Genomic DNA, 11892 nt, shown 5'->3' on the forward strand with positions numbered 1-11892 from the left:
GCGGCCGACGAACGCCGCCCACACCGATCCAAGGGGAACATTCATGCTGAAGTTTGTCCGTGCAGCCGCATTTGCCGGCGCGACCCTCCTGATGGCCCACGGCGCCTACGCCGACACGGTCATCAAGTCGGTCATGCATTCGCCGTTGCGCCTGACCGACCCGCACGCCACCACCGCGTACATCACCACGTGGCACGGCTACATGATCTACGACACGCTGCTGGCCACCGACGCCGACAACAAGATCCAGCCGCAGATGCTCGAAAAGTGGGACGTCTCGCCCGACGGCAAGACCTACACCATGACCCTGCGCGACGGCCAGAAGTGGCATGACGGCAAGCCCGTGACGGCCGACGACTGCGTCGCCTCGATCAAGCGCTGGGCCAGCGGCGACATCATGGGCCGCACGCTGCTGAAGTTCACCGACAAGATCGAGATCGTCGACGACAAGACCTTCCGCGTCGTCATGAAGGAACCCACCGACCTGGTGCTGCGCGCGCTGTCCAAGCCCACCGGCACCGCGCCCTTCATGATGCCCAAGCGCATCGCCGAGCAGGCCATCGGCCAGCCCATCACCGACATGACCGGCTCGGGTCCGTTCAAGATCGTCGAGTTCAAGCCGGGCGTGAAGACCGTCTACGCCAAGAACACCGATTACGTGCCCCGCAAGGAACCCGCCAGCGGCCTGGCCGGCGGCAAGGTCGTCAACGTCGACAAGGTCGAATGGAACGTCATGCCCGACGCCCTGACCACCGCCAACGCGTTGCTCGGCGGCGAGATCGACTTCGTCGAGCAGTTCCCCTACGACCTGCTGCCCATGGTCGAAGGCAACAAGGATCTGAAGGAAGAGTCGCTCAGCCCGGTCGGCTACTTCACGATGTACCGCTTCAACTTCAAGTACCCGCCCTTCAACAACAAGAAGATCCGCCAGGCCGCCATGTACGCCGTGGGCCAGGAAGACGTGATGAAGGCGCTGGTCGGCAATCCCAAGTACTGGCGCACCTGCGCCTCGCTGTGGGGCTGCGGCACGCCGTTGGAAACCGACATCGGCAAGGATGTGGTGGTGCCGCAGAACACCGAGAAGGCCAAGGCGCTGCTGAAGGAAGCCGGCTACGACAACACGCCCGTGCTGATCATGCACGCCACCGACGTGGGCACGCTGTCGGCGCAGCCGGTGGTGATCGCGCAGGCGCTGCGCAAGGCCGGCTTCAACGTCAACCTGATGGCCATGGACTGGCAGAGCGTGGCCACGCGGCGCGCCTCCAAGGCCGCGCCCGCCGAAGGCGGCTGGAACATCCACAACACCAACTGGTACGCCACCGACGTGATGGACCCGGTGCGCTCCGCGCCGGCCGCCGCCAGCGGCGACAACGCCTGGTTCGGCTGGCCCGACATGCCGCAGGTCGAAGAGCTGCGCACCAAGTTCGCGCTGACCTCCGACCCGGCCGAGCAGAAGAAAATCGCCGACGAGCTGCAGCGCATCGGCATCGACGAAGGCCTGTACGTGCCGCTCGGTCAGATGTCCGTGCCCACCGTGTATTCGACCAAGCTCTCGGGCCTGGTGCATGCGCCGGTGTTCGCGTTCTGGAACGTGAAGAAAGCCCCTTGACGGGCAAGTAAGCAGATAGCCTAGCAGCACAAGGGGGAAAACATGCTGGCATTCGTCTCACGCCGGCTCCTCGCGACCATCCCCGTTCTGGTGATGGTCGCGGTGGTGGTCTTTGCGATATTGCGCTCCAGCCAGGGCGACCCGGCCGTCATCATGGCCGGCGACGGCGCCACGCCCGAACGTATCGAACAGATACGCCAGATCATGGGCCTGGAGCAGCCGGTGGTGAAGCAGTTCTTCATCTGGGCCGGCAAACTGGTGCAGGGCGACCTCGGCACCTCGCTGATGTCGGGCGTGCCCGTCACGCAGCTCATCGGGCAGCGGCTGGAGCCATCGCTCAGCCTGGCGGTCCTGACGCTGGTCTTCACGCTGATCGTCGCCATTCCGCTGGGCATCCTGGCGGCCTGGCGCCAGGGCAAGCTGCTGGACCGCGCCGTCATGGGCTTTTCCGTGCTCGGCTTCTCGGTGCCGGTGTTCGTCACCGGCTATCTGCTGATCTGGGCCTTCGCCATCAAGCTGGGCTGGTTCAACGTGCAGGGCTACACGCCGCTGGCCAACGGCTTCTGGCTGTTCCTGCACCGCCTGATCCTGCCCGCCCTGGCGCTGTCCACGGTCTACGTGGCGCTGATCGCGCGCATCACGCGCACCAGCGTCATCGAGGTCATGGGCGAGGACTTCATCCGCACCGCCCGCTCCAAGGGCCTGACCGAGACCGGCGTGCTGCTGGGCCACGCGCTGCGCAACGCGGCCGTGCCCATCGCCACGGTCGTGGGCGTGGGCGTGGCGCTGCTGATCAGCGGCGTGGTCGTCACCGAATCGGTGTTCAACATCCCCGGCCTGGGCCGGCTGGTGGTCGAGGCCGTGCTGGCGCGCGACTATCCGGTGATCCAGGGCCTGACGCTGTTCTTCGCCTTTGTCTACGTGTTCATCAACCTCGTCGTCGATTGCGCCTACACGGTGTTCGATCCGCGCATCCGCTACTGAGGCCCCATCATGCAAACCCCAATCGACGCGGCCGACAACACCGCCGCCGCCGACCTGCCGGGCGGCGGCACGCCGCAAACCACGGCCTGGCGCCAGATCCGCCAGGGCCTGCGCAGCTGGCCCGTGATGCTGGCGCTGGCGGTGCTGGTCATCATCGTCGCCATCGCCCTGTTCGCGCCCTGGCTGGGCACGGTCGATCCCGTGCAGATCAACCCGGGATCGCGCCTGAAGCAGCCCTTCACCGAGTTCCTCTTCGGCACCGACGCCTTCGGCCGCGACGTCTGGTCGCGCGTGGCCTACGGCGCGCGCGTCTCGCTGATCGCCGGCCTGGGCGCCGCCGTGGTCAGCGTGGCGATCGGCCTGGTGATCGGCGTCATCGCCGGCTGGTTCCGCTCGCTGGACGGCCTGATCATGCGCACCATGGACGCCATCATGGCGATCCCCGGCATCCTGCTGGCGATCGCGCTGGTGTCGGTCTCGGGCGCCAGCCTGACCACGGTGCTGGTGGCCATCACCATCCCCGAGATCCCGCGCGTGGTGCGGCTGGTGCGCGGCCAGATCCTGACCGTGCGCGGCGAGCCCTACGTCGAAGCCGCGCTGGCGCTGGGCACGCCGCTGCCCAAGCTGCTGTGGCGCCACATGGTGCCCAGCACCATCGCGCCGCTGACCGTGCAGGGCACCTATGTGTTCGCCTCGGCCATGCTGACCGAGGCCATCCTCAGCTTCCTTGGCGCGGGCGTGCCGCCCGAGATCGCGTCCTGGGGCAACATCATGTCCGAGGGCCGCATGTACTTCCGCATGCTGCCGGGCCTGATCCTGTTCCCCGGACTGTTCCTGTCGCTGACCGTGCTCAGCGTGAACATCCTGGGCGACGCCTTGCGCGACGCGCTGGACCCGAAAATGGTGCGCAGGACCTGACGCCGATGACCTACTCCCCCACTCCCCCCGCGGGCGACACCTCGTCCGCCATCCTGGCCATCCGCAACCTGTCGGTCGAAGTCGCCGGCGCCGGCAACCGCGTCGTGCGCAACCTGAGCCTGGACGTGCACGCCGGCGAGACCGTCTGCGTGGTTGGCGAATCCGGCTCGGGCAAGTCGGTCACCTCGCTGGCCGTCATGGGCCTGCTGCCGCAGGGCATCCTGAAGATCGGCGCGGGCTCGATCCGCGTCGAGGGCGAGGACGTGGCCACCGCCACGCCGCGCCGCCTGCGCGAGCTGCGCGCCACCCGCATGGCCATGGTGTTCCAGGAACCCATGACCGCGCTCAACCCGGTGCACACGGTCGGCAAGCAGGTCGACGAGGTGCTGCGGCTGCATCGCAAGATGTCCGCCGCCGAGCGCCGCGCCAAGGTGCTGGAGATGTTCCGCTCGGTCCACCTGCCCGACGTCGAGCGCATCTACGACGCCTACCCGCACCAGCTCTCCGGCGGCCAGCGCCAGCGCATCGTCATCGCCATGGCGCTGATCCTGGAGCCACGCCTGCTGATCGCCGACGAGCCGACCACGGCGCTGGACGTGACCACGCAGAAGCAGATCCTGGCGCTCATCAAGGAACTGCAGGTCAAGCACAAGACCGCCGTGCTGTTCATCACCCACGACTTCGGCGTGGTGGCCGAGATCTCCGACCGCATCATCGTGATGAACCGCGGCGACCTGGTCGAAAGCGGCACGCGCCACGAAATCCTGGCCGAGCCCAAGCAGTCCTACACGCGGCGGCTGGTGTCCTCGGTGCCCAGCCTGGTGCCGTCGCGCCGCGAGGCGCCCGCCGGCCAGCCGGTGCTGCATGTCAAGGGTCTGGGCCGCACCTACGGCGGCGGCGGCTCGCTGTTCTCGCGCAAGCCGGCGCACGGCGTGGTGGCCGCGGCCGACGTCAACCTGACGCTGCGCAAGGGCGAGATCCTGGGCATCGTGGGCGAGTCCGGCTCGGGCAAGTCCACGGTCGCGCGCTGCATCGTGCGCCTGATCGAGCCCACCGCCGGCCACATGATGATGGGCGGCGAAGACCTGAGCACGCTGTCGGGCGCCGCATTGCGACCGGTGCGTCGGCGCATACAGATCGTGTTCCAGGACCCCTATCGCTCGCTCAACCCGCGCCGCACCGTGGGCGAGTCCATCATCGAGGGCCTGCTCAATTTCGGCGTGCCGCGCGAACAGGCGCTGCGGCGCGCCGGCGAAACGCTGTCGGTGGTGGGCCTGAGCCCGGACGCCATGCGGCGCTATCCGCACCAGTTCTCCGGCGGCCAGCGCCAGCGCATCTGCATCGCGCGCGCGCTGGTCATGGATCCCGAGATCCTGGTCGCCGACGAGGCCGTGTCGGCGCTGGACGTCTCGGTGCAGGCGCAGGTGCTGGAGCTGCTGGAGCAGGTGCGGCAGCGCACCGGCGTGGGCGTGCTCTTCATCACCCACGACCTGCGCGTGGCGGCGCAGATCTGCGACACCATCATCGTCATGCAGCGCGGCAAGGTTGTCGAGACCGGCAGCGCCGAGACCGTGCTGACCGAACCGCGCCACGAGTACACGCGCGCGCTGATCGACGCCGCGCCCGGCCGCGACTGGGACTTCCGCAACTTCAGGCCGGTCGCCGCCGGCCATCCGGCGCAGGCCCCGGCGGGCTGAAGCCGGTCGCGCGCGGGAGCCGGCCACGGCGCCCGCGCCGCGCCCCATCGCATCCGCATCCCGAGCCGGCACGCAGAGGCCGGCCAGACACAAAGGCTCATCCCCCCTTCAGGAACCGACCACCAGGAACCGCCATGCAGCAGCCGCATGAACTCTCCGCCCAGGAACTGCTTGCCGCCTACCGCGCCAAGACCCTGTCCCCCGTCGAAGCCACCCGCGCCGTGCTGGCGCACATCGAGCGCTGGGAACCCAGCCTGAAAGCCACCTACGCGCTGGATCCCGAAGGCGCGCTGGCCGCCGCCCGCGAATCCGAGGCGCGCTGGATGAAGGGCGAGCCGCTGTCGGCCGGCGGCTACACGCTGGACGGCGTGCCCGCCACCATCAAGGAGAACATCGCCACGCGCGGCGTGCCGGTGCCGCTGGGCACCGCGGCCACCGACCTGACACCGGCCAGCGCCGACGCGCCGCCGGCGGCCCGCATGCGCGAGGCAGGCGCCGTGGTGCTGGGCAAGACCACCATGCCGGACTACGGCATGCTGTCGTCCGGCCTGTCCAGCTTCCACGAACTGACCCGCAATCCCTGGGACCTGGGCAAGAATCCCGGTGGTTCCAGCGCCGGCGCCGGCGCGGCCGCCGCGGCCGGCTACGGCCCGCTGCACATCGGCACCGACATCGGCGGCTCGGTGCGCCTGCCCGCCGCCTGGTGCGGCATCGCCACGCTCAAGCCCAGCCTGGGCCGCATTCCCATCGACCCGCCCTTCATGGGCCGCTGCGCCGGTCCCATGACGCGCACCGTGACCGATACCGCGCTGATGATGGGCGTGCTGTCACAGCCCGACGCGCGCGACCACATGAGCCTGCCCTACCAGGACATCGCCTGGCTCGACCTGGACATGGACCTGCGCGGCGTGCGCATCGGCCTGCTGCTGGACGCCGGCTGCGGCCTGCCCGTGGATCCCGAGATCCTGGACGCCGTGCAGGCCGCCGCGCGCCTGTTCGAGGCGGCCGGCGCCATCGTCGAACCCATGAAGCCCTGGATGACGCCCGCCATGCTGGACGGCGTGGACCGCTTCTGGCGCACCCGCTCGGCCATCGACCTGGCGGCGCTGTCCGAGGAACGTCGCGGCAAGATCCTGCCCTTCATCCGCGCCTGGGCGGAAAGCGGCGGCGGCCAGAGCGGCGAGGCCGTGTTCCGCAGCTACTACGAGACGGTCAACGTGCGCGCGCGCACCGTCGCTGCCTGCGCGCCGTACGACTACGTGCTGTCGCCGGTGGCGCCCGTGGTGGCCTACAACGCCGAATGGCCCTCGCCCACCAACGAGGTCGCCACCACCATGCATCACATCGGCTTCACGCTGCCCTACAACATGAGCGAGCAGCCGGCGGCCTCGGTGAACTGCGGCTATACCAGGATCGGCCTGCCCATCGGCCTGCAGATCGCCGGCGCGCGCTTCGACGACCTGGGCGTGCTGCGCGTGGCGCGGGCCTGGGAACGCATGCGCCCGGCGCAGCGCGCCTGGCCGCAGCCGCCCAAGAGCGCCTGACGACGGACGCTCCGCCTTGATGCCCGGACGCCCGCGAGGCGCCCGGGCGCTTTCCCCGCATATCCGGGCGACGAGCCCGGGCAACCCACAGGACGACCCATGCGCTGGCTATTGGCAATGATCAAGCACGAGACGAACACATACTCGCCCGTGCCCACGCCGCTGGAACGCTTCTTCCGCGGCAATCCCGAAATCCTGGCCGGCGAACGCGCCATCCGGGCCTATGAGAACACCGACAGCGGCCTGGGCGGCTACATCGAGGTGGCGCGCCGCGAGGGCGCCGAGATCGTGCTGCCGGTCGCCGCCGAATCCTGGCCCAGCGGGCCGGCCAGCGCCGAGACACACGAACGCCTGTGCCGGCTGGTGCTGGACGAGGTCGAGCGCGGCGGCTTCGACGCCATCCTGCTGGACCTGCACGGCGCCATGGTGGCCGAGGGCGTGGAAGACGCCGAGGGCGACCTGCTGCGCCGCCTGCGCGAGATCGATCCGACGACGCCGGTGGCGGTGACGCTGGACATGCACGCCAACCTCTACGACGACATCGTCAGGCACGCCACCGTCATCAGCGGCTTCCATACCTATCCGCACGTGGACATCCACGCCGCCGGGCTGCGCGCGGCCAACGTCATCGTGCGCACGCTCAAGGGCGAGATCAAGCCCGTCATGCGCTGGGGCAACAAGCCCATGCTGCCGCACGTGATGCGCCAGGGCACGCACGCCGAACCCAACAAATCGCTGCAGGAGCGCTGCATCGCGCTGGAGGCGCAAGGCGTGCTGGCGGCGTCGGTGTTCGTCGGCTTCCCGCATGCCGACATCCGCGAAGCGGGCCTGAGCGCCGTGGTCTGTACCGACGGCAAGGCGGAGCAGGCGGAACAGTTGCGCGACGAACTGCTGGAGCGCGCCTGGAACGCCCGCGCCGACTGGGTGTTCCATCCGGAACCGCTGGAAGCCGCCATTACCCGCGCCAAGGCGGTGACACAGGGCCCGGTGGTCCTGCTGGACCACTACGACAACACCGGCTCGGGCGGCACCATGGACACCACGGCGGTGCTGGCCGAGATGCTGCGCCAGGGCCTGGACAACGCCGTGTTCTACGCCATCTGCGATCCGCAGGCCGCGCGCGAAGCGGCGGCGGCCGGCGTCGGCAGCCAGATCCGCATCAAGCTGGGCGGCAAGGTCGCCATGCCCGCCATCCGCCAGGCCAGCGAGCCGCTGGAGATCTCCGGCCGCGTGAAGCTGGTCTTTGACGGCGTCTACCTGAACCGGGGCCCCATGTATCGCGGCGTGCGCAACGATACCGGCCTGACCGTCGTCATCGACACCGGCAGCGTGGAGATCGTGGTGGTGTCGCGCCACCAGGAGCCCTTCGACGTCAATTGCCTGCTGTCGGCCGGCATCGATCCGCTGCAAAAGCGCTACGTGGCCCTCAAGAGCCGGGTCCACTGGCGCGCGGGCTTCTCCGACATGGCCACCGACATCATCGAATGCACCGGCGTCGGCGTGACCACCTCGGACTACGGCCAACTGGAATTCAAACGCGTGCGGCGCCCCATCTACCCGCTGGATCCACTGTAAGTCGTTATTTTGTCGACAATATCGCCGGCGCACCCGCGCCGGCTTTCATTTTGAAATCTTCGGTAACGGCGCGCGCTCTCGCCGGACAGGCAGCCTCGGTATACTCGCCGCGGGTCCTTGCGCCCTCATGAATCAATGACTTCGCGGAGTCCTCGCCTCGTGGCGGTTCATCGGCGGCAGCGCAAGGGCATGACTCGACAATCAACGACATAAAAGCAGAACGATGAAAAAGAGCGTAGCGATCACCCTGGGCGTGGTCATAGTGGGAGCGGGAAGCTGGGTCGGCGCGACCTGGTACACGGGCAAGCGCATCGAGGAAAGCTCGCAGCGCCGCCTGGCCGAGGTCAACGAGAAGCTGGCAAAGGTCACGCCGCTGTTCGGCCTGCGCATCGACCAGATCAAGTACGAGCGCGGCCTGTTCTCGACGCAGGCGCGTTATGGCCTGTCGCTCCTGAAGAACGACAAGAGCCTGGACGTCCTGCCCGACGGCATGATCGAGTTCGACGCCACCATCGAGCACGGCCCCTTCCCCAAGGGCGCGCTGGCGCGCGGCGCCCTCGCGCCCAAGCTGGCCTACGTCCAGGCGGCGATGGCCAAGACGGACCTGGTCAAGCCGGTGTTCGAGCTGACCAAGGACGTGGCCCCGCTGACGGCCGACGCCATCGTCGCCTACGGCGGCCACGGCGCCAGCACGGCGCAGATCGCGCCGGTCAAGTTCAGCCGCGATGGCATCGACCTCGACTTCAGCGGCATGAAGATCGACGGCACCTACGACCACGCCAAGCAGGCGGTGGTCGCGCGCGGCGTGATCGACACCATCGGCGTCGACGGCCTGAAGGCCCAGCGCGAGCGCGACAAGTTCAAAATGGCCCTGTCCGGCCTGTCCATCGACGTGAACACCCTGATGGGCAAGTTCGGCCTGTCGATCGGCGACTCGGGCGTGCAGGTCAAGCACATCGACATGGTCAAGCCCCAGGACGAGCTGAAGATCGCGCTCGACGACTTCGGCTACACCGTCAAGCTGACCGAGGACGACAAGAACATCGCCATGCAGGCCGCCTACAAGCTCGGCGGCCTGACGGTCGACGGCGTGGCGCTGGGCAGCGGCCAGGCCGTGGTCAAGCTGGGCAACCTGGACGGCGTCGCGGTCAAGCAACTGGCCGACACCTACAACCAGATGATGCGCCAGGCCGTGGCCGGCGCCAGCGACGAAGGCTTGAAGGACGAACAGGTGCAGACCCTGATCGATACCGCCACCAAGCTGCTGGCCGCCAAGCCCACGTTCAGCATGGACCCGATCAGCTGGAAGACCGCCAAGGGCGAAAGCAAGCTGACCTTCGCGCTGGACCTGGCGAGCCCCGCCAACCTCAAGGACCTGACGCCGCAGGAAATTCTGGTCCAGGCCATCAAACGCATCGATGCCAACCTGGTCGTGTCCAAGCCCATGGTGCAGGACCTGGTCGCGCAGTACATGGTCAAGACCGAAGGCAAGGCCGCCGACAAGGCCGCCACCGAAGCCGAGGAACAGGTCCGCAGCATGGCGGGCATGGCCGAGATGTTCAACGTCGGCAAGAACGACGGCGACAACATCATCGGCAAGTTCCACTTCTCCGACGGCATGGGCGATCTGAACGGCAAGAAGATCCCGGCGGACGAGCTGTTCAGCGGCCTGCTGGATGCGGCCGGCTCGCACGACAGCATGGATGACGACGAATCCGAACCCGCCGTCGGCGCCATCAGCTCGGACACCGACCCCGCCTCCTCCGGCGAGCAGATGCAGGACTTCAACGTCGACGTGGTCACCTCCATGCTGGACGACATGGGCTACTCGCCGCGCCGCTCCGAAGGCGACGAAGGCCCGGTGCTGGTGCTGGATCCCAGCGGCACCGGCGCGGCCGACCTGCGCGTGGAACTGCTGTGCAACGACTTCACCGAGAAGTGCTACGACCTGGTCATCACCGCCACGTACAGCGCCAAGAAGCCGGTTTCCCTCAAGGCCATCAACGCCTGGAACAAGGAATACCGCTGGAGCCGCGCCTACCTGGACGAGAAGAACCAGGCCGTGCTGCAAATGGACGTGAACGCGGAAGGCGCGATCGGCAAGGAAAACCTGCAGATCCTGCTGAACACCTTCATCAGCATCGCCGAGGACTTCTCGGCCATGGTGAACAAGGGCGCGGGCAAGTAAACGTCCGAGCAACGCTCATCGAAAACCCCCGCCAGGAAACTGGCGGGGGTTAATGAGATGGTCAGCCCGATCCCCACGAAGCGGTACGCTGAGTGGGGATTGTTCTTTTTGGGAGACCTCTCATGAGCACCGTCACGCTGATTGGCATCGATCTGGGCAAACACAGCTTCCATCTGCATGGGCAGGACGCGGCCGGCAGGATGATGTTTCGCAAGAAGTGCTCGCGCCAGGATCTGTTCAAGTTACTGGGCAACACACCGCGCAGCACAGTGGTGATGGAGGCCTGCGCCGGCGCGCACTGGATGGCGCGCCGCATCGAAGAACTGGGCCACCAGGCCAAGCTCATTTCCCCCCAGTTCGTGCGCCCCTTCGTACAGGGCAACAAGAATGACTTCGCCGATGCCCAGGCGATCTGCGAGGCGGCCTCGCGCCCGAGCATGCGGTTCGTGAGCGTGCGCAATCAGGCTCAGCAGACCGTCTCTGCCCTGCATCGGGTGCGTGAATCACTGGTCGCTCAGCGCACGGGCGTGATCAACCAGGTGCACGCCTTTTTGCTGGAGTTTGGCATCAGCCTGCCTCGTGGTCAGGCGATTCTGCGACGCTTGCCAGCGGTTCTGGCCGAACACGCGCTGCCGCCCCAACTAGGCGCGCTGCTGGAGCGGCTGCGATCGCACTTTCAGTATCTGGATGAGCAGGTAGGCCAGATTGAGCGTGAGCTGTGTCTACAGCTGCGCGAGGATGAACGCAGCCAGCGGCTGCTTCAGATCCCCGGCATCGGGCCAATCACTGCTAGCGTGCTGATGACTGAGCTGGGCGATGCGCGGCAATTTGGTTCGGCGCGCCAGTTCGCCGCTTCGGTAGGCTTGGTGCCTCGCCAGTACAGCACGGGCGGCAAACCCACGCTCCTGGGCATCAGCAAACGGGGCGACAAGAACCTTAGACGATTGTTGGTACAGGGCGCTCGCGCGATCATGCGACACGTGGAGCGACGAACCGACCGGCTAGGCGCCTGGGTGCGCGAGCTGCAGGCCCGACGTCACTCGAACGTGGTCGCTTGTGCGCTGGCCAATAAATTGGCGAGGATCGCCTGGGCCATCCTCGCCAATGGAACGAACTACCGAAGTGAGCAGACTGTAGCGCCAGCCTGACCTTCATCACCGTTTTACGCAGTCACTTCCTGGTTTTGCGACGCGAGTACGTGAAGACATAAACGGCTCAACGGCCTGGCAAGAAACCTGACATGAAATCCAGCACCGCGATGCTGAGGGGCTTTTTAGGTTTGCCGGGCGCGACTCTCATCATGGAGCGGGGGGCCTAGCCCCAACTGACTCCGAATAGATTTGAGCAAGCCCAATTTACGCCTACACCGCCTCGCTT

General features: G+C 67.3%; 8 protein-coding genes. All 8 read left to right on the top strand.

The window, feature by feature from the left end:
* Positions 1-43 precede the first annotated feature (43 nt).
* The 8 genes from C2U31_RS00335 to C2U31_RS00370 all read left to right on the top strand — a co-directional run bounded on the left by C2U31_RS00335 (position 44) and on the right by C2U31_RS00370 (position 11663).
* A complete protein-coding gene (locus tag C2U31_RS00335; RefSeq protein ID WP_103271108.1) occupies positions 44-1609 on the top strand; it encodes an ABC transporter substrate-binding protein in 1566 nt (521 codons plus the stop codon).
* 42 nt (positions 1610-1651) lie between these two features.
* Positions 1652-2593, top strand: coding sequence for an ABC transporter permease (locus tag C2U31_RS00340; RefSeq protein ID WP_103271109.1), 942 nt, complete (start codon positions 1652-1654; stop codon positions 2591-2593).
* Positions 2594-2602: 9 nt separating this feature from the next.
* Positions 2603-3511, top strand: coding sequence for an ABC transporter permease (locus C2U31_RS00345; RefSeq protein ID WP_103271110.1), 909 nt, complete (start codon positions 2603-2605; stop codon positions 3509-3511).
* Positions 3512-3516: 5 nt separating this feature from the next.
* Positions 3517-5208 carry an ABC transporter ATP-binding protein gene (locus C2U31_RS00350; RefSeq protein WP_103271111.1) on the top strand — a complete coding sequence of 564 codons (1692 nt, stop codon included), beginning with the start codon at positions 3517-3519 and terminating at the stop codon, positions 5206-5208.
* Between the two features lie 134 nt (positions 5209-5342).
* Positions 5343-6752: an amidase gene (locus C2U31_RS00355; protein ID WP_103271112.1), complete on the top strand. Its 1410-nt coding sequence runs from the start codon at positions 5343-5345 to the stop codon at positions 6750-6752.
* A 99-nt stretch (positions 6753-6851) separates the two neighbouring features.
* A complete protein-coding gene (locus tag C2U31_RS00360; protein ID WP_103271113.1) occupies positions 6852-8327 on the top strand; it encodes a M81 family metallopeptidase in 1476 nt (491 codons plus the stop codon).
* A gap of 223 nt (positions 8328-8550) precedes the next feature.
* On the top strand, positions 8551-10515 hold the full coding sequence (locus tag C2U31_RS00365) for a DUF945 family protein (protein ID WP_103271114.1): 1965 nt from the start codon (positions 8551-8553) through the stop codon (positions 10513-10515).
* 122 nt (positions 10516-10637) lie between these two features.
* Positions 10638-11663 (top strand): IS110 family transposase, encoded by a 1026-nt coding sequence (locus C2U31_RS00370; protein WP_103271115.1) that lies wholly within the window; start codon positions 10638-10640, stop codon positions 11661-11663.
* Positions 11664-11892: the final 229 nt, after the last annotated feature.

It is taken from the genome of Achromobacter sp. AONIH1 (assembly GCF_002902905.1).
In the GTDB taxonomy this organism is placed as follows: Bacteria; Pseudomonadota; Gammaproteobacteria; order Burkholderiales; family Burkholderiaceae_B; genus Achromobacter.

Excerpts from the sequence above, each read along its gene's own strand:
- C2U31_RS00335 (WP_103271108.1), top strand. The coding sequence starts at position 44 with ATGCTGAAGTTTGTCCGTGCAGCCGCATTTGCCGGCGCGACCCTCCTG.
- C2U31_RS00350 (WP_103271111.1), top strand. The coding sequence starts at position 3,517 with ATGACCTACTCCCCCACTCCCCCCGCGGGCGACACCTCGTCCGCCATC.
- C2U31_RS00365 (WP_103271114.1), top strand. The coding sequence starts at position 8,551 with ATGAAAAAGAGCGTAGCGATCACCCTGGGCGTGGTCATAGTGGGAGCG.
- C2U31_RS00370 (WP_103271115.1), top strand. The coding sequence starts at position 10,638 with ATGAGCACCGTCACGCTGATTGGCATCGATCTGGGCAAACACAGCTTC.
- C2U31_RS00345 (WP_103271110.1), top strand. The coding sequence starts at position 2,603 with ATGCAAACCCCAATCGACGCGGCCGACAACACCGCCGCCGCCGACCTG.
- C2U31_RS00355 (WP_103271112.1), top strand. The coding sequence starts at position 5,343 with ATGCAGCAGCCGCATGAACTCTCCGCCCAGGAACTGCTTGCCGCCTAC.
- C2U31_RS00340 (WP_103271109.1), top strand. The coding sequence starts at position 1,652 with ATGCTGGCATTCGTCTCACGCCGGCTCCTCGCGACCATCCCCGTTCTG.
- C2U31_RS00360 (WP_103271113.1), top strand. The coding sequence starts at position 6,852 with ATGCGCTGGCTATTGGCAATGATCAAGCACGAGACGAACACATACTCG.